The following is a 19,477-nucleotide window of genomic DNA, read 5'->3' as shown; positions in this document are numbered from 1 at the left end:
GTTGTCGTAAGCATGAAGGACAGAGATTCGTATCACGACAATAATATTGCTGTAATTAGGTTAACAATCCAAGGCGGAAACCGGCAGACACAACTTGCGTACGATTTTTAGCTTTTAATTTTAACATAAGGCTACTTATGTAATCTCTAATTGTATGCTCGCTTAAATGGAGAAACTCCCCCATTTTTTTATTATCGTATCCATCGGCTAGGAGAGTTAATACACTTAACTCTCGGTCAGTTAATTCGATATTATTAGTTGGTGAAACATTATGATCGAAATTTTTAAGAAATAATCCAATTCTATTGCAAACTTCCTCAATAAGTTGTAAATCCTCTTGCGTACAATCAAACTCTTGTCCTACCTGATCTAAAGTAACCCAACCGAGAACTTCCTCGTAATAACATATTGGTGCAACAATTAGTGAAGAAAGACTAAATAATTCAATTGTTTCACGTTTTACGGAATGGACAGGATTTTTAATAAATACTGGCTTTTTAGTAATTAGCATGGAATGAAATAGCTGATTCGGATATACATACCCTTGTGTTTTTTGCACCTTCGATAATTCCTCACCTATAACACCTTTAAACTCACTGGACCAAGGGATGTATGCATAGAACACACATCTTTTAAAGTTCAGTAGTTCTTCACAGCCCTTAATAATTTTTATGAAGTCATTTCTTCCAGAGTAGCTTATTAGGACCTTATTGAGCTCATCAAGAATTTTTAATTTATTTAATTGTGTTTTTTCATATTGGGCATTATAGCTAGCGAAGTCGCTAAAGCGAAACAGATAATTTTGGATTGTTGCTTCTTGTTCCTTTTCTAATGTTGCTTTTGGATATAGATATAGGCTAGTTTCACCAACTGTTAACAATAGTGAATGCTCGGCTATCGCATTAAATTGAGCATTACTTGTTACTTCAAGGGGGTATAAAGGTACTCTTTGGCTCGTTTCTTGCTCCGTTCTTCCCCAACCGAATATGATAGGGCTTGTTTTATTATGACTTTGGACAAGAAAAACTTGTTGGAGAGGGAATAATTCCAAATAAGAAAGTAACAAGCTCTGCGCTGAATGGGAATAAAAGTGATCTACAGTATTCACGGCATTTTTCCAATTAGAAAATAAACTAGATATTTTTGCAGCAATAATAGGCAAGTAAAACATATATGAATATGCCTTTATGTCCGCTAAATTTACTAATAAATTGGCAAAAGCCTTTTCCAAAATAACGTGGAATAAATGTAAGTAATGATAATCCAAAATCATTGAATAGGTTTGTACCCAAGTAGTTAAAAGAGAATCAAGTCCGGTTTGAACTGTTTTGTCATCCTGCCCAGTTAAAATTTCTAAAAATGAACTTGCTAGAAATTCAATAATAGATTGTTCCTCTTTTGATAGATTAGTTTCTAATCTTATTTGCACATTAATATTCATTTGAAGTTTTGTTTTATGTTGTTTTAGAAAGATTTTAAAATCCTCAAATGATATATCGCTATAGGGAAGTGAATCAGGTCGCATTTATTAGTCTCTCTCCTTTAACATATAAAGTCCCTATAGATTGAGGGGGTGAAATAAAAATTAACCCTTAATTTATAGGATAGTTCTAGTTGGTTGGGAATTGTAAAATACTATTTGTGAACAAATTGTGACTGCTTTTAATTCATGGAATTGCTCTTAAGTAAAATTTCAACGATGAAAGACGTTAAGAAAAGCGTTTTTAATATAAAGAATATGGAGATCAATACTATTTAAGTTTACAAAATATCACATAAATATTAGTGAATAGTAAAGATGCACTATTACAAGTATAGCCAATACGCTTGAACTTGTAAAAATATGTGATAGAACCCAATTGAAAACGCTTTATTAATGGATTAAATAGAAGAAATTAATGAGTCCTTATCCTAATTAAAAGAATGGTTCCTTTTTTTCAATATGAGGTTGACCTCATGAATAATGTTTTTGGGGAGATGGACATCTAGATGAACAAAACATTGGAATCGAGCAGGAAATACAACTGGATTCTTTGGGGCATTATTGCATTTTTATTTTTTGGAAATTTAATTAATTTCTCTGGAAAAAATATTATCGGTCTTTCAGCAGATTTAGTTATGAAAGATCTTGGTTTGAATGCTAACCAATGGGGCGTAGTGGGAAGTGCTTATTATTGGTTATTTCCTGTAGCCGGTATTATCGGTGCAGCAATTTCAGATCGCTTTGGAACAAAAAAAGTACTTTCTATACTTATATTTTCGTGGGGTATTATTCAGTTTGGCGCACTAGCAATTAATGGATTCAGCGCATTGATTTTCTATAGGGTGCTATTAGGAGTCTTCCAAGGCCCATTTGGTCCAGTGGCAATGAGTCATATTAATAAATGGTTCCCGCCTGAAAAACGCGGAGTCGCAAGCTCTTTATTTACTTTAGGAGCTACAGCAGGAGGGCTAGTTTTAGCACCTGTCATCATTGGGCTTACAACGTTCGGCTGGAAGGTAGCGTTTGCTGTGTTTGGCGGAGTAAGTATCATGTGGGTTCTCCTATTTATATTTACGACAAAAGAGAATCCTTCTAGTACAACTACAGCCCAAAAGGCAGTAGCAAAAAATGTAGTTGAAAATACTATGCAAAAGAAAAATGGTAAAGAAGTAGTAAAAGCTATTTTCTCACCAACCTCTATCTTCACATTATTTCTAGCATTCTCGTCATTTATTTTTGTCGTATGGACGGCAATTTGGATGCCGAACTATTTAACTAAAGTAATAGGTATGACTGCTAGTCAAATGGGCGTTGCAGTTTCAATTATTGGCATAAGCTCTGCAGCAATCATTTTTCTAGTGTCAATGATTTCTGATAAAGTGCTAGCCAAAACGAAAAATTGGCGTTTCTCTCGTGTATTTGTGACGGGTATCTCCGCTGTTATTGGCAGTTTGATGCTTGTTTCAGTGGTATTTGTACAAAATCCTGTATGGAGTGTTATAGCATTTGGTACAGCATACGGTTTAACAGGTGCAAACTTTGCAATCGGACCACAAATTATGATGAAGCTAGTTCCAGAGCGCAGTGGACTTATGGCTAGTATTTTAATGTCATTTCAAAATGTAGGTGGAATGATAGCCCCTGTAGCTACTGGATTCCTTATTGGCTTATCTAAAAATAATATTATTCAAGGCTATAATAACTCCGTTTTAGTAGTGTCAGGTGCAATTTTATTATGTGCAATATTATTCTTGCTGTTTGTTAATCCAGATGGAAAAAAGACAGCATAATTATATTTTAAATAAAACATTTAATTAAAGAAGGGAAGAGCTTATTATGAGATTACAAAACAAAGTGGCAATTATTACTGGTGGAGGAACTGGAATTGGTAAAGAGACAGCATTAAAATTTGCGAAAGAAGGAGCAAAGGTTGTCATTACTGATATTAATAAAGAGGCAGCTATGACAACTGCCCAAGAAATTCAAGCAATGGGTGCTGAAGCAATTTTCGTACAACATAACGTAAGTAGCGAAGACGATTGGAAAATGGTTGTTAGTGAAACAAAAAGTCATTTCGGAAAAATTGATGTGTTATTTAATAACGCAGGAATTTATATTATTAAACCACTTACTGAAATAGAATTAGATGAATGGAATCGTTTAATGTCTATTAACGTAACAGGCGTTTTCTTAGGTATGAAACATGTCATTCCGGTGATGGCAGAGCAAAATAAAGGCTCTATAATTAATGCTTCATCGATTGCTGGTTTATTTGGGGCCCCAGGACATACACTTTATGGAGCAAGTAAAGGAGCTGTCCGTATTATGACAAAAGATGCAGCAATTGAATACGCAGGTAAAGGCATTCGTGTTAACTCTATTCATCCAGGATTTATCGAAACTGCTATGACAGACTATGCTTCAGAAGCAACTGGACGTACAACGGAAGAATTAAATAACGCATATCCACTTGGTAGAATGGGTAATACTGCAGAAGTTGCTCATACAGTTGTATTCCTTGCATCTGATGAATCTTCTTTCACAACGGGAACAGAGTTCGTTATTGATGGTGGAGCTACAGCAAGATAATTTAAGACCAATACAGAAAAAGTGTTAGATCGACATTCGTCAATCTAACACTTTTTCTTTGTTCTAGGCTTCCACTAATATTTAGCTCTTACTTTAACGTAAAGAGCATATAAAGCGAAGACAGTATTGTAATAATGGCAATCATTATTTTTAACATGTTCATTGGCACTTTATTGGCAAGGCGAGTACCAGTAAGGATACCAATCGTTACGCCAATTAAACTAGTAATGACTAAACCGTACATGCTTTCTACATTGGCATATGCAAAATAGCCAAAAATAGATGGGATCGCAATAAATACTGAATTTAAGAGACTGACACCTACTGCCACTCGAATATTGACACCAAGGTTGACGAGTAATGGTACTAATAAAATGGGCCCACCTGCACCTGTTAATGCACAAATTGTTGCTGTTAAAAAGCCGATGATGACAACAATCAATGGGTGATTTAACGCTTTTGATTTTTTAATCAATGTATTTTCATTATTTTTCTTGAAGATAATCGATAAACCAGCTAGCAGAATAAATAAGTAGAGCAACAGTTTTGCTAGAAAATCAGAAATGAGCACATTGATTTGCACACCTAAAAACGCGCCAGGAAGGCTACCGATGCTTAAAAATAAGGCTAATTTCAAATCCATATTTTTAGATTTCCAGTAGGAGTAAGCTCCGAGTATACCTGAAACAGCAAAGGCTAAAAAGCTCAATGCAAGCGCATCATGGACAGGAATATCTAAAAAACCTACATAAATTAGCGGGAGGAGAAAGCCAGAAATGCCGGACATCCCTAATAGAATACCAATTATTAAATTTGAACTTAAAACAATCGTTAAAAGCAGTGAGTTTGTTAACATAATTTAAACCTCAATTTAACCCTATAAAATAAAGGATTAGATGTTTGCACGAATGGCAAGATCCTTCATTGCAAGCTTACTTTCATATTTTATTTTTTCTTCATCCAGTGTCAGGACTTCTCTGTTTTTCATTAATATTTTACCATTAACAATCGAATCTGTTACGTCGCTGCTATTAACGGCTTCGATTAAAGTATTGATTAAATTGTGTGAAGGCGCAATATGGGGCTGATCAATATTAATTAAAATCATATCGGCCTTTTTACCAACTTCCAGTGTACCAAGCTGCTGCTCTTGCATCATCGCTTTAGCTCCGCCTAATGTTGCCATTTCTAAAATGCTTTTGGAAGGCATAACGACTGGATCAAAAATAGGAACGCCTGAAAATGCGCGAATTAATGATTTAAATACTTTCATTTGATCAAATAAACTTAATCCTGAATGTCCAGCTCCGTCTGTACCTAAGCCAACGCTGATACCTTTTTGTAATAAGCTAGGCGTTTTTGGCACACCTTTCCCGGAATTACTAATAGGGCAGTGGACGATTTTACTATTAAACGTTTTAATAACATCTATTTCATTTTCAGAAAGCATGATACTATGCGCACCTAAGAAATTTTGATCGAGCACACCTATAGATGCAAGATATTCATATGGACGCATTTTGAATTTTTCTAGGCAATAACTAATTTCATTTGCATATTCGTTCATATGGGATTGCACACCCGTAGAACATTCTTTTGCTGCCGCGAAAACTTCCTGTATTAATTCTGGTGTGCAAGTAATGATGGAGCGAAGAGAATACCATATGTTTACACGCTCGTCACCAGCACCATGATAGTTATTAAATAATGCGCGATTATTGCGGATGTTTTCTTCAATAGTAGATTTCATCGTTGGTGGAATGTCCAAGCCACTATCCATTGTCGAGCATGTTAGCACACCGCGTAGGCCTGATTCCACTACCGAATTTGCAACTTGATGCATATGTCTGCCACCAGCATCAATAAAGGCAGTTGTGCCCGACTTAATCATTTCAAGGCAGCTTAACTGTGAACTAATATAGACATCTCGTTCCTGTAAATTACTTTCAAATGGAACCATTATGCGCGTCCAAATCATCGGATATTCATCTGTTATTCTTCCGCGTAAAAGTTGCTGACATGTGTGAGTATGGGCATCAATCAGACCAGGTAGTACTAATTTACCTTGACCATTTAAAATCTCTTGCGATCGATAACTAGTAGCAAGGGATGCAGTAGCCCCGATTGCTACGATGCGATTATTTTTAATGGCAATGGTTTGATCATTAAGGATGGTAAAGTCGGGAGTTACAATAGAACAATTTTTTATTAATAAATCAGCATTATACGCTATAGCTTGCATAATAGGCCTCCATAAATGAATTGAATAAAAATAGAGAGGGGATGCCTCTCTATTCGTCTAAAATGAATCTAACGCATCGGTTAGATTTAAGAATATTTGAGCAAAGATGGCTTGTGTAAGGAATGTGCCTGTAAAAACTAACAGAGCAATAATGACCATTTTCCAGCTTTGGCTAATAAACGACTTGAAATTAAGACCGATTCCAGCAAGGGTACCAACAATTGTAATAGGAGCCATAAAAGATATTTTTGCCGTATACTCAATGACTGGTTGAGAAATAGGCGAAATCGGGCTGGCAACGAGTAAACCTGTCAGAACAACGTAAATAATGGCAGGGATTTTTAAAGGAATTAATTTACCTAAAGAGATACCAACGAAAGCGATGGCAGATAAAATTAGTACACCAGGAATCGATTCTGCAATGGATACATTATTGCCGATAAGGTTTGCTACCAGCGTTGTAATAACCGATGTAAGTAAAAGAGAAATCGTCCAATCTCGCATGCTCATTGTCATATCAATCACCAACCTTCATACTTTTCATTTGTTTCGCATCACGTGTATGCTTAGGGCTTATTCGTGGTTCGAGCAAGAAATATAATTTCCTAGTAAGCGGAAGGGATATGAATAAAGTAAAGTAGATACCGACAATGGCAGCTAACGTATCACTTGCACCTGCTAGCATAATTATTTGATCAGCGTATTCCGGATAAATAGTAGCCAATGTACTCGAGGCTGCCGCCATCATCACACCACTACCTATGCCGCTAGCCATAGCTAATGCTAAAGGATGAAAAATATTTGTAGAAGCGACGATACTAGCTAAAAATCCAATATAAATCGTACCGATTAAAAAACCGATAATGTAAATAGATAGGGCCCCTCTTGCTTCGGGTGAATTGGCGCCATATAAATGACAAATTAATCCATAATCTTTATCGCGACATGTGGAGCTTGTTGCGCCAATGGCTTCTTTTTTAATGCCTAACATTAATGCAACGGGTAATGCTAGCAAAATTGTACCGACATGTCCTAGTTCTTGAAATGCTAGTGCTGGTCCGACTTCAACAAGCTTTGGAAGATTAGAGCCAGCAAGTACCCCGATTTTGGCCATAAATGGTGTAATCGCGACAAGAACAAGTGATGAAGCTTTCGTGGATGCCTTTTCTTTAAAAAATTTCAAAATATCTGGGCCAAGTATTACACTTATGACGATTGCAAAAAGCATCGGATAAATCACGATTAAAGCAGATCCTACATGGAACTGTTTTACTCCGATGAGTTCAGCAATAATCACAATAATAAGAGCCCCTAAATATAATCGGTAATTTTGTTTGATTACTTGCCATATAGATTGATGTTGATCTGTGTTTTCCATGTTCTTTTTCCTCTCCTGGTGATGTTGTTTTTTAAAATAACTACGTATATAAGAGTGAAAAAAGAAAAACTCTAGTATATTTACTAGAGTTTGACATACAGAAAAAACAAAAAACGTAAATAGACTGAATAAACCGAGCGTTTTCCAGTACGAGCATAAGATATCGTTTTTTGTCATTCCTCATAGTCAAACTATTTACGGTAGTTTGGTAGAAACTTTTGGACCATATTTCCAACTTTATACGAAGAATTTTAAAATGCGAACATTATATATTGTTATAGCCATATATGTTCGTGTATTGAACAATTTACACCAATATTTTTAGAAAGTCAAAGTTTTTTTGTGGATGTTTGCGGAATATAGGGAGAGAAAACAATATTAATAGAAGGAGAAAAAGAGGATAGACGGAAAAAAGAAGTGAAGAGCGTTGCTTGCTATAATAAAAATGCCGATTTTCTTATTAATAGAAAATCGGCATTTAATTTTTCACGCATGTTAATTATTGTGCAGTTACGCCGCCATCGATAACGAATTCTGAACCAGTTGAGTAGCTAGAATCATCAGAAGCTAAGAATAATACCATTTTAGATACTTCTTCTGGTTGAGCTACGCGTTTTAATGGAATATGTTTAGAGAATTCTTCTACCGCTGCTTTTGTATCTGCTTGTACTACCATTGGTGTTGCGATAACGCCTGGGTGTACAGAGTTTACGCGAATACCCATTGGAGCAAGGTTGATAGCAGCTGCTTTTGTCATACCACGAACAGCAAATTTTGTATCTGTGTAACCGATAGCGCCAGCTACTAAGCCATTCATTGAAGAAATGTTAACAATTGAACCGCCACCAGCTTTTGCCATTGAAGATGCTACTGATTTCATACCTAAAAATACTGACACTTGGTTAATGTCTACAATGCGTTTGTATTCTTCTAATGTTACTTCTAACATGTTTTTCGCCATTGTAATACCAGCATTGTTTACTAAAATGTTTACTGGACCGAAAGCTTCTTCTGCTTTGGCAATTACTGTAGCCCAATCTTCTTCAGAAGTTACGTTTTGTTTAACGAAAATTGCGTTTTCGCCTAATTCAGCTGCGAATGCATTACCTTTTTCTTCATTTAAATCTGTTAAAACAACTTTTGCACCGTTTTCTACGAATAATTTTGCGTGTGCAGCGCCCATACCTTGTGCTGAACCTGTAATAATTGCTACTTTACCTGCTAAACGACTCATTTAAAAAGCCCCCTAAAAAATTTAATTTGATAGTTAACTATCACTTTTATACTTCCTAGTTAACAACTTTCACGCCCGAATGTCAATTCAAAACGTTCGTTAATTATTGTGGTCGAATATAGGATAAAAATACATCCTTCATTAATTCAAGTTGTTTGTCTTCGGAAAGCAACTGTGAAAGGTTTGTATCGTGGCTTGCCAAGCTTACTTTAAAGGTGAACAAACTGAAGTTTTGTACTAACGTTATAATAAATAGATCCATATCAATATCCTGCCGTAACGAGCCGTCCTGTTTACCTTGCTGAGCTAACGTTAATAAAATATTGGCTAATTTACTTCTTGCAAATAAGTATTCTGCATAATGCTCATTTGATTCCTCCGCAATTTTTTCATGTAAGTCAAAAGACTCGAAAAACTTTGCTAAACGCAACTGAGGATCCCTTGTGCCGCTAATATAATAATCTAAAATTTGCTGGATTTTTTCATATGAAGATATTGTTTGCTCCACTATCTGTCCTATATCCGTAGCCATTTCTTCCGTAATGGTACTTGAAGCGGCTATCACTAAATACTCTTTTTTAGGGAAATAACGAAATAGTGTGGCGATACCAACGCCAGTCGCATCTGCAACATCTTGCATTTGAATATGTTGCACGCCTTGTTCCAAAAATAGCTGCTTTGCCGTTTGGACAATATGTTGTCGGCGTTGTTGTTTTTGTTGTTCTCGTTTACTCATGTTTGTCACTCCAACTAGTCTTCATACATTTTAAAATGATAGGTAGATAAAAAACCACTTCTAAATGATGATTTAGAAGTGGTTTTACATTCATACAGTTACAAATAAAATCACGTTCAATCCATTGAAAAAAACGTGAGCATATGTTAAATTTATATAGATAGGCACTTTATTATTAATAGGATATATTATCCCTATCTTAATTATAAAGCATTGTTTTTCGTTAGTCAACCCCTATACGTATATTTTTAAGGAGTGAATGCGATGAAATCGGAGTTTCAGCAAGAGCAAAAACGTTTGGATAATGTAATGGAGACTATTTCTGAGCAGATGGGTAAGTTGGAGCAAGAAACGTTACAGCGTAAAAACGAAGTTGTAAATATTCGCAAACACTTTTGGGATGAAATTAAGGTCAATATGGATACTTTCGACGATTATCTTGAGACGATTATTGGCTTAAGACAAGAAACGCAAGCATTGTCTGTAAGCCAAAGCACCCACAAACATGCATCGAAAAGATTAGCGACATTACGCCGCATGCAGAAGAACCCTTATTTCGGTCGAATTGATTTCTTAGAGGAAGGCTTGGCAGCTCAAGAACAGGTCTATATCGGTATTTCTTCACTGATGGATAAAAGCGGCGAAGATTTTCTTATTTATGACTGGAGAACACCCATTGCAAGTGTTTACTACGATTACATGCCAGGTCCTGCTCAGTACACAACGCCTGGAGGCATTATTTATGGGGAGTTGGAGAAGAAGTGGCAATATCTTATCCGTGACGGTGAGCTGCAATCGATGTTTGATACAAGTCTGACAATCGGAGATGAAATTTTACAGCAAGTTTTAGGGCAAGGTACGAACAAACATATGCAAAGTATCGTTGCAACGATTCAACAGGAGCAAAACCGCATTATTCGTCATGATCATGGACGGTTGCTTATTGTACATGGTGCGGCGGGTAGTGGCAAAACATCAGCCGCATTACAACGAATTGCTTATTTACTTTATAAATATCGGGACAGATTGAATGCAGATCAAATCATATTATTTTCACCAAATGCGATGTTTAACAGCTATGTCTCGAATGTGTTGCCTGAACTTGGTGAAGAAAATATGCAGCAAGTAACATTTCAGGAGTATTTACATCACCGTTTAAGCAAAGAGTTTGATGTTGAAAATCCATATGACCAATTGGAATACGTTTTAACAGCAGCCGATAGTCCTGCCTATAGCTCAAGGGTGGCGAGCATCCGCTTTAAAGCATCTACGCGCTTCTTTGAAGTGATTAAGGCATACAGAAAGTCGCTGGAGTACTCTGGTATGATCTTTAAGGTTATTAACTTTAGAGGGCAGCCGCTACTTAGCGCAGAACAAATTGCTGAGCAGTTTTATAGCAGCGACACGTCGATGAACTTTCATAACCGACTGGAAAAGTTAAGAGATTGGATTTTAAAAGAAGTAAAAGAAATCGAAAGAGTCGAATGGAAGAAGGAATGGGTGCAAGATGAAATTGAGTTGCTAAGCAACGAGGAATATCAAAAGGCACGCGTGTATTTAGCTAAAAAGCAAGGCTTTGCAAGAGAGACGATTGCGGACTATGAAATGGATACAAAAAAACTTGCGCAATTAATAGTAGCTAAGAAATTAAAGACGTTGCGCAAACGGATTCGAGCGTTGCAATTTATTGACGTTAAGGAAATATATAAGCAGTTGTTTGTAGACCCTCTGCAAATGAAGCAATGGATAGAGGGAGAAACACCGGCTGAGTGGGAGGCAATTTGCCAAGCAACACTACAAATGCTGGAAGACGATAAATTATGTTATGAAGACGCTACACCGTTTTTATTGATGAAGGAATTGATTCAAGGTTTTCAAACAAATAGTTCAATTAGGCACATTCTTGTTGACGAGGCGCAGGACTATTCACCATTTCAATTCGAGTTTTTAAAGCGATTGTTTCCTTTCGCGAAAATGACGGTATTAGGTGATTTTAATCAGGCAATCTTCGCACATGCGAGTGAAATGATTGATTTTCATATTTTGAGCAATCTGTATGGAGCGGATGAAACGGAAGTCATTACAATGACGCGTAGTTATCGCTCTACTAAGCCAATTATCGAGTTTACGCGCAAGCTAGTGCCAAATGGCGAGCGCATTATTCCTTTTGAACGTGCTGGTGAGCTACCGGTGCTGACACAATTAGCTGATCATACAGCTTTGCATCATGCCATTCTAACAAAAGTCGAAGCTTTGCGAAATGAGGGTTATCATAGTATCGCCATCATCTGTAAATCAGCGGAGGAAAGCAAACAAGCGTATGAAGCTCTGTCCCAAATTGAAGATGTGAAGCTTATAAAAAATGGCACACCAGAGTATGAACAAGGCGTTGTCATTATCCCATCCTATTTATCCAAAGGAATCGAGTTTGAAGCTGTTATTATCTATAATGCTTCTGAGCAAATATATGGCGATGACAGTTTGCGTAGAGTTTTCTACACAGCTTGCACGCGCGCCATGCACCATTTGCAGTTATATAGCGTAGGTCAACCAAGTCCACTTTTAGAAGATGCTGTACAGGAAAATCTCCTTTTACTACGATAATGGAAAATAATATAAAAAAGCCGATTCTAGATTGTCATTAGAATCGGCTTTTCTATAGGCGTTGTCGTTAGCTTACTACCAATTAGTGTGGAAAGTACCTTCTGAATCAATACGCTCGTACGTATGCGCACCGAAATAATCGCGTTGTGCCTGCAATAGATTGGCATTCGATGAGCCAGTTCGGTAACTATCAAAATAGGTTAAAGAAGTGCTTAAACATGGGAAGGCATTACCTGCTTGGATACCTTCACAAACTACTTTCCGTAAGCTGTTTTGATATGCTTTTGTTTTTTCTGCAAAATAAGGCGCAATTAATAAATTATCTAGAGCAGCTTGTTTTTGATAAGCATCGCTAATAACATTTAAAAATTCTGCACGAATAATACAACCGCTGCGGAAAATTAACGCTATATTATGCAATTGTAAGTTCCAGTTATAAAGCTCAGAAGTCATTTTATATTGAGTAAATCCTTGTGCATAGGCGCAAATTTTGCCCATATATAGAGCTTGTCTTACGTGCTCTACCCACACATCTTTATCTAGAGGTTGCTCATTTTGTGCAGGGCCTGCTAATATCGCTTCTGCACGAACGCGTTCCTCTTTTAACGATGAGATATAGCGGGCAAATAAAGCTTCGGTAATAATGGAAGTAGGGATGCCATTATCAATGGATTGTATACTTGTCCATTTTCCTGTTCCTTTTTGATTGGCCTTATCGAGAATAATATCAATTAGTGGTAATCCTGTTGAATCGTCTTTTTTTCTTAAAATGTCAGCGGTAATTTCAATTAAATAGCTTTTCAATTCCCCTTGATTCCATGTTTCAAAAATATCGGCAATTTCCTCAACGGCTAATCCTACATTTTTTCTTAAAAATGTGTAGGCCTCTGCAATTAGCTGCATATCCGCGTATTCAATACCGTTATGAACCATTTTAACGAAGTGGCCAGCACCTTTAGGGCCAATATACGTACAGCATGGTGTTCCATCGACTTGTGCTGCTATCTTCGTAAGAATAGGAGCCACTTTTTCATAGACTTCAAGATCACCACCAGGCATGATAGAAGGTCCTGTCAAAGCACCTACTTCACCGCCTGAAATGCCAATGCCTAAATAGCCAATGCCAAAAGCTTTCAGTTCATCATATCTCCGCTCTGTATCTTTATAGTGGGAATTACCGCCATCCATAATAATATCGCCTTTCTCAAGTAAAGGTATTAAAGATTGAATAACGGAATCTATCGCATTTCCGGCTGTCACCATCAAGAAAACTTTTCTTGGTTTCTCTAAAGAGTGGATAAATTCTTCTATTTGATAATATGGATTTAATTTTTGCGCTTCTTCTTTTTGTAAAAGCTTGTCGGTTAAATCCGGCGTATAATTATAGACTGCTACTTGCTCGCCTTTATTGGCCATGTTTAAGGCAATGTTACTGCCCATCACACCTAAACCAATAACGCCTATTGTATTTAACATTGTGTTCGCTCCTTTTTCACATTTCTACACGACTAAATTAAGTAATAAAATAAACACTAAACCTGCAACAGAGACAACTGTTTCTAGCAATGTCCATGTAGCAAAAGTTTCTTTCATGCTTAACCCAAAGTATTCTTTAAACATCCAGAACCCTGCATCATTGACATGTGAAGCAATTAAACTTCCTGCGCCAGTTGCCAGTACCATTAAAGCTGGATTGACATCATTTTGACCTAACAGTGGGATGACGAGCCCTGCAGTTGTTAAGGCGGCAACTGTTGCTGAGCCTAATGAAATACGTAAAATAGCCGCAATAATCCATGCTAATAAAATCGGTGATAATGATGTACTATGGAATAAATTTGCTACATAATCACCAACACCGCCATCAATTAAAACTTGTTTAAAGGCGCCACCCCCACCGATAATTAACAGCATCATACCTATATGCGTAATTGCTACTGTACAAGATTCCATTACCTGTTTAATAGGGATATTTCTCGCTATTCCCATCGTGTAAACGGCAACTAATAAGGAAATCAACATCGATGTTCCGGCTTCTCCGATAAAACGGATAACGGCTAACATGCTGTTATCTTCAAAGCCCATTGTTTTTTGGAGCAGTGTAATAATCGTCGCGATGGACATTAAAATAACAGGTAATAATGCAGTGAATACACTAATAGCAAAGCTTGGCGTATCTTCTAGTTTAAATGTTTTTTGTTCACCTAGAGAGGCGATATTCCCTGTTTTGTTGAATGATTCAGGAACTAATTTTTTCGTCACTTTAGTAAGAACAGGTCCTGCTAAAATAACAGTTGGAATGGCAATAATAAAACCATAAAGCAATACTTCACCGATGTTTGCCCCAAATTCGCCAGCGATAACAGTAGGCCCTGGATGTGGAGGCAAAAATCCGTGTGTGACAGATAAAGCGGCTGCCATCGGAATACCTAGATATAAAATCGAGATCTTTAATTGTCTTGAAATAGCAAAGACTATCGGAATTAATAGCACGAGTCCTACTTCAAAGAACAGCGCGACACCGATAATAAAGGAAGCCACTACAACGGCCCATTGAATATTCTTTTCCCCAAATTTGTTAACAAGCGTCATGGCAATGCGTTGCGCACCACCAGAATCAGCGATTAACTTGCCTAGCATGGCACCAAGACCAAATATTAAGGCTAAGTGGCCTAACGTACCGCCTAAACCTGCTTCAATTGTTTTGACAATGCTATCTAAAGGCATCCCTAGAGCCAAGGCTACCCCAAATGACACGATAATTAATGAGATAAATGTATTTAATTTAAACCCCATTATTAAAATTAACAGAGCAATAATCCCAATACTTACGATAACTAATGGCATATATTCTCCTCCTTTTAATTCGAGCTTAATAAGCTTCTTTGATAATTAGATATAGATGCATACTCGTCTGTTAATAGTCTAGATAAACGAATGAAAATAGGGAGTAGTTGTCTATATTCTTTTGCCGCTTCTTCTATTGGTGTATGTGTATAGGTGTCACCAACCATATCTGCAGCAATCTCAAAGGAATTAATTTTTCCGAGAGCATATAAACCTAAAATACAAGCGCCAAGACATGAGCTTTCATAGCTTTCAGGTACTGTGACTTCGGATTCGAAAATATCGGCCATCATTTGTCTCCAAATGACAGAGCGAGAAAATCCACCTGTTGCTTGAATACGTGTGACAGGGCTTTCCATATATTCGAGTAATGCTAAATACACCGTATATAAGTTATAGATAACTCCTTCAAGAGCAGCTCGTATCATATGTTCTTTTTTATGTGATAGTGTTAAACCAAAGAATGAGCCGCGTGCATTAGGATTCCATAAAGGCGCACGTTCTCCTGATAAGTAAGGATGAAATAGTAATCCATCTGCACCAGGTCTTACACGTTCAGCTATTTTTGTTAACACTTCATAGGAATCAACACCAAGTCTTTTGGCTGTTTCAACTTCGGACGAGGCAAATTCATCACGAATCCAACGTAGAACCATACCACCATTGTTTACAGGGCCACCAATAACCCAATGGTTTTCGGTTAAGGCATAGCAAAAAATTCTACCTTTTACATCTGTTTTAGGTTTATCGATAATAGTACGGATGGCACCGCTTGTTCCAATTGTGACGGCAATTTCACCTTTTCGAATAGCATTAACACCTAAATTTGAAAGTACGCCATCACTGGCACCTATGACGAAGGGTGTTTGCGGGTCAATGCCCATTTGTTTAGCTAAATCAACATGACAGTTCTTAAATAATGTTGTTGTTGGAACAAGTGTCGATAATTGTGCTCTTGTAATACCTGCAATTTTTAACGCTTCTTCATCCCAATCTAATGTATGAAGATTCATCATGCCCATCGCGGAGGCTAGTGAATGGTCCACAACATATTGATTGAAAAACTTTTTGAAAATATATTCTTTAATGCCGATATATTTTTTTGTTTTACGAGCGATTTCAGGGTGGTCATTTACAAGCCAAGTAATTTTGCTTAAAGGGGACATTGGATGAATAGGTGTACCTGTTCGTTTATAAATTTCGAGTCCATTCCATTCATCTTTAATTTTTAGTGCCCATGCTTCACTGCGATTATCTGCCCAAGTAATGACGGGTGTTAACGGGTTGTCGTTTTCATCTACAGCGATAATACTATGCATTGCACTGCTAAATGACACAAATAATAGGGGCTTATCTGAGTGGTGTTTCATAATGTTCGTGATCACTTGAAGCACTGCTTGAAAAATCTCATCAGGATTTTGCTCAGCCGTCGAAATATCAGGTGTATAGAGTGGATACCCGATACTATCTTGGTGAATAACTTTCCCGTGTTCACTGAATAATACGGCTTTTGTGGTCGTAGTACCTATATCAACACCTAACATATAGCTAGTCATGTTCTAGTTCAACTCCCTTAGATAGTAATTGTTGTGACCGCCATAAGTCATCAACCTTTCCTTGAACATCACGGAAATTCTCGTGTAAAGATTGAATCATGAGCTCTCGATCTTTTGCTCGAATAGCCTCAATATACAGTTCGTGATTTTTTATAATGCGCGTGAAATCCTCGTGCTTTTCCTTGAAGCGCATACGCATAGATAACAAAATAAAGCCTTCCATTACCGGCTTTAAATTCGTCCAAATCATCGTGATATAAGAATGCCCAATAGATTGAATTATAGTCTCGTGAAAAATAACATCCTGATAAGAAAATTCATCCGCATCATTATATTTAACCGCGATTTTCATCATTTCTAATATTTTGCTAAGTTCCATCGCTAAAGTAGTTGTGTCCATTTTCATAAGACGTTCAAAAACAAATGTTTCAATGAGTAAACGAACATCATAAATTTCTTCAATTTCTTTTTCTGGTAAACCAATGACAACAGCACCCATTCTTTCCAATCGGATAATGTTTTCGGATGCTAGTATTTTCAGGGCTTCACGAATAGGTGAACGACTTACTTCAAAATCGGCTGCTAATTTGTTTTCTGAAAGAATGGTACCGCTTTCAATCAAGCCTGAAAGAATACGCATTCTAAGCTCGTAAGCAACGCGGTCTCCTGTCGAAGCCTTAGAGAGCCATTTTTGTGGATATAAATAATCCTTAGAATCATTCATAATTTCACCCTTTTTATCGTTTTAGTATACTTGTATACAAGTATTATAATCAGATTGAAAATAAGATTGCAAGCGTCTTACTAGGAATAGAATGATTAGTGGTATTTAGAAAGCAAAGAAAGCCAGTGAAATTTTATGTGGAATACAATTTCGCTGGCTTTCTATTATTGAAGTTTTACTTGGATTCGCCCAATGCCATTTAAATATTGCTCATAGCGCGCAATCTCAAGCTTTACAGGATTAACAGGGAGGTTTTCGGCATCTTCCATATCAAATTGCTGTCCAATTAACATATAGTTTGCATCCTCGGAAATCCACTCGCTATTTGAATGATAAGTTTCGCCATTAGCGTCGATAAAATGATTAAACACACTTTTAAATTCATTTTTTTGGTAGGTGAACACTTTATATTCGATTTCAAAGTTATCTTTTATTTCAAGCTCAATATTAATATTCTTGGGCTGAGTAATAACATTCTTCTTATTAAAATCAATGACTACGAATTGGTCCGCTTTATCGATAGCCTCGATTTCTCGGAATTCAATTGTAATACTTTCAGGAATACGGAAATAATTGCTCTCAAGCAGAATGCTAAATTGGGTATCTTCATAATTCCCAAATCCAGAATAGCCGTTTCGAATTTTGCCCCATTCCTCTTGATGCTCATCATAAATGCGAATGTCTTCAAAGCTTAATATTTTTTTAGCATTCGATAAATCTATCGACATTTTCAATTCTGTTCTAAGCGGAGAAATAATAAGCTCATGAATCGTAAAGCCTTGACCATCAACAGTTACATGCTTATGAATAGGGAACTTTTTCGATGCTTTAATGTCATTTTTTAATGTAAAAGACATGTGAAAGACTGTTTCTGGTCGATCTCTTAATGAGAGGACTATTTCAAAATCTGGTGATGAGTAATCCATACCTTGGCTTGCGGCTACTTCAATCGTATTTTCTACTTCAAACGTTCCTTCTGGCTGGGCTGGCCAGCTACTACCATAAGAAGCTTCGATTTTTTTACCTTGCTGTTTAATTTCTGTACTTATACCGTTGAAGTTTGCCAAGTCTTCATCTGATTGAAGTTTATAGGAAATAATCATGCCGGACTCGTCTGCTACAACACTTGTAATCGTGAGTGTTTTTCCATTAATCGTCTGGCTCACGTTTATAGGCTCATAATATTCGTTGTCCATAATATCTTGAATACCTTTATCATAGGTAATCATTTCGACAAGTGGTTTTAATACTGGAATTTGTGCCATTGTATAGGCGAAAGCAGGTGAGATTCTGATGGAGCTAATAAGGGCAATCATTATAAGAGCAGCAGTCATCGTAATTTGTAGCAGTCTTTTCTGACGAGCCCTTCTTTTTAATTGCTTGTATGCAATGAATTGTTTAGATGATTGCAATGTTTCTATAGGCACTGATTCAAGTAATGCTAAATATCTTTGTTGTTGTTCATCATTCATCTGACTCATGAAACGCCCCCCTCTCCTAATAAGTGACGAAGCTTTTTTAATGTTTTATGTAATCTTGATTTAACTGTGCCTTCAGGTATTTTTTGTAACGTGGCAATGTCGCTATTTTTTAAATCTTTAAAGTACTTTAAATGGATAAGTTCCTGTTGTTCAACGGGAAGCTTTGAAATCACATCATTTAGTTCAAATAGTTCTGCCATCTGCTGAGGCTGTTCCTCTAGATTATCTGTTACGACAATGCGTTTTTGCTGTCGTTTCATCATTAAACATGTATTAATCACAATGCGTACAAGCCACGTTTTAAAATACTCAGGTGTTTGCACTTTATGAATATTTTTTAGGCATTGATAGGTCATTTCTTGTAGTGCATCATTGGCATCATGCTCATTTTGCATATAGCTATAGGCAACGCGATACATCGAATCTCTATATAGTTCTAGAAGCCTTAACTGCGCTGCTTTATTGCCCTTAATCGCTTGTTTTGCAAGCTCGATTTCGTCCATCTCCATGCCTCCTTTAATGATTAGATGCACCAACTAAATCGTTCGTTCATTTTATTTTATAAAATTTTGTTAGCAGCAAGTCTATTTCTACAAAAAAATC

Annotated in this window: 16 protein-coding genes and 1 riboswitch; of the genes, 3 read left to right on the top strand and 13 right to left on the bottom strand. The window is 36.8% G+C overall.

Features of this window, described 5'->3' with window-relative positions; all coding sequences use genetic code 11:
- Positions 1-55: 55 nt before the first annotated feature.
- The gene (locus ACKVEV_RS16720) at positions 56-1,525 is read right to left on the bottom strand and encodes a LuxR C-terminal-related transcriptional regulator (RefSeq protein ID WP_409367421.1); all 1,470 of its coding nucleotides are present in this window, start codon (positions 1,523-1,525) and stop codon (positions 56-58) included.
- A gap of 464 nt (positions 1,526-1,989) precedes the next feature.
- On the opposite strand from ACKVEV_RS16720, the gene ACKVEV_RS16715 reads away from it, so the two are divergent.
- Together ACKVEV_RS16715 and ACKVEV_RS16710 are read left to right on the top strand one after the other, a co-directional pair.
- Complete coding sequence (locus ACKVEV_RS16715) at positions 1,990-3,273, top strand: MFS transporter (protein ID WP_409367420.1); 1,284 nt, start codon at positions 1,990-1,992, stop codon at positions 3,271-3,273.
- Between the two features lie 46 nt (positions 3,274-3,319).
- Entirely contained in the window at positions 3,320-4,072 is a 753-nt protein-coding gene (locus ACKVEV_RS16710; protein WP_409367419.1) for an SDR family NAD(P)-dependent oxidoreductase, read from the top strand.
- An 88-nt stretch (positions 4,073-4,160) separates the two neighbouring features.
- Here ACKVEV_RS16710 and ACKVEV_RS16705 read toward each other — a convergent pair whose 3' ends face one another.
- The 6 genes from ACKVEV_RS16705 to ACKVEV_RS16680 all read right to left on the bottom strand — a co-directional run bounded on the left by ACKVEV_RS16705 (position 4,161) and on the right by ACKVEV_RS16680 (position 9,662).
- A complete protein-coding gene (locus tag ACKVEV_RS16705) occupies positions 4,161-4,928 on the bottom strand; it encodes a sulfite exporter TauE/SafE family protein (protein ID WP_409367418.1) in 768 nt (255 codons plus the stop codon).
- A gap of 36 nt (positions 4,929-4,964) precedes the next feature.
- The gene (locus ACKVEV_RS16700) at positions 4,965-6,314 is read right to left on the bottom strand and encodes an amidohydrolase family protein (protein ID WP_409367417.1); all 1,350 of its coding nucleotides are present in this window, start codon (positions 6,312-6,314) and stop codon (positions 4,965-4,967) included.
- A 57-nt stretch (positions 6,315-6,371) separates the two neighbouring features.
- Complete coding sequence (locus ACKVEV_RS16695; protein ID WP_409367416.1) at positions 6,372-6,830, bottom strand: hypothetical protein; 459 nt, start codon at positions 6,828-6,830, stop codon at positions 6,372-6,374.
- Between the two features lies 1 nt (position 6,831).
- Positions 6,832-7,692 (bottom strand): DUF3100 domain-containing protein, encoded by an 861-nt coding sequence (locus ACKVEV_RS16690; protein WP_409367415.1) that lies wholly within the window; start codon positions 7,690-7,692, stop codon positions 6,832-6,834.
- A 163-nt stretch (positions 7,693-7,855) separates the two neighbouring features.
- A riboswitch (purine riboswitch) is annotated at positions 7,856-7,957 on the bottom strand.
- A gap of 234 nt (positions 7,958-8,191) precedes the next feature.
- Positions 8,192-8,926 carry a glucose 1-dehydrogenase gene (locus ACKVEV_RS16685; protein WP_409367414.1) on the bottom strand — a complete coding sequence of 245 codons (735 nt, stop codon included), beginning with the start codon at positions 8,924-8,926 and terminating at the stop codon, positions 8,192-8,194.
- Between the two features lie 103 nt (positions 8,927-9,029).
- Positions 9,030-9,662, bottom strand: coding sequence for a TetR/AcrR family transcriptional regulator (locus tag ACKVEV_RS16680; protein ID WP_409367413.1), 633 nt, complete (start codon positions 9,660-9,662; stop codon positions 9,030-9,032).
- Positions 9,663-9,926: 264 nt separating this feature from the next.
- On the opposite strand from ACKVEV_RS16680, the gene helD reads away from it, so the two are divergent.
- On the top strand, positions 9,927-12,266 hold the full coding sequence (helD, locus tag ACKVEV_RS16675; protein ID WP_409367412.1) for an RNA polymerase recycling motor HelD: 2,340 nt from the start codon (positions 9,927-9,929) through the stop codon (positions 12,264-12,266).
- Positions 12,267-12,341: 75 nt separating this feature from the next.
- Here helD and gnd read toward each other — a convergent pair whose 3' ends face one another.
- The 6 genes from gnd to ACKVEV_RS16645 all read right to left on the bottom strand — a co-directional run bounded on the left by gnd (position 12,342) and on the right by ACKVEV_RS16645 (position 19,377).
- A complete protein-coding gene (gene gnd / locus ACKVEV_RS16670) occupies positions 12,342-13,742 on the bottom strand; it encodes a decarboxylating NADP(+)-dependent phosphogluconate dehydrogenase (protein WP_409367411.1) in 1,401 nt (466 codons plus the stop codon).
- Between the two features lie 24 nt (positions 13,743-13,766).
- Entirely contained in the window at positions 13,767-15,113 is a 1,347-nt protein-coding gene (locus ACKVEV_RS16665; protein ID WP_409367410.1) for a GntP family permease, read from the bottom strand.
- A 14-nt stretch (positions 15,114-15,127) separates the two neighbouring features.
- On the bottom strand, positions 15,128-16,669 hold the full coding sequence (gntK, locus tag ACKVEV_RS16660; protein ID WP_409367409.1) for a gluconokinase: 1,542 nt from the start codon (positions 16,667-16,669) through the stop codon (positions 15,128-15,130).
- Positions 16,662-17,393 carry a GntR family transcriptional regulator gene (locus tag ACKVEV_RS16655; RefSeq protein ID WP_409367408.1) on the bottom strand — a complete coding sequence of 244 codons (732 nt, stop codon included), beginning with the start codon at positions 17,391-17,393 and terminating at the stop codon, positions 16,662-16,664. The genes gntK and ACKVEV_RS16655 overlap by 8 nt, the downstream gene beginning before the upstream one ends.
- Positions 17,394-17,557: 164 nt before the next feature.
- On the bottom strand, positions 17,558-18,874 hold the full coding sequence (locus tag ACKVEV_RS16650) for a DUF4179 domain-containing protein (protein WP_409367407.1): 1,317 nt from the start codon (positions 18,872-18,874) through the stop codon (positions 17,558-17,560).
- The gene (locus ACKVEV_RS16645; protein ID WP_409367406.1) at positions 18,871-19,377 is read right to left on the bottom strand and encodes a sigma-70 family RNA polymerase sigma factor; all 507 of its coding nucleotides are present in this window, start codon (positions 19,375-19,377) and stop codon (positions 18,871-18,873) included. Before ACKVEV_RS16645 ends, ACKVEV_RS16650 begins: the two co-directional genes overlap by 4 nt.
- Positions 19,378-19,477: the final 100 nt, after the last annotated feature.

The sequence above is a fragment of the Lysinibacillus sp. 38-6 genome, assembly GCF_046245175.1.
Taxonomy (GTDB): domain Bacteria; phylum Bacillota; class Bacilli; order Bacillales_A; family Planococcaceae; genus Lysinibacillus.
This window is presented reverse-complemented; position numbering and strand designations above follow the sequence as displayed.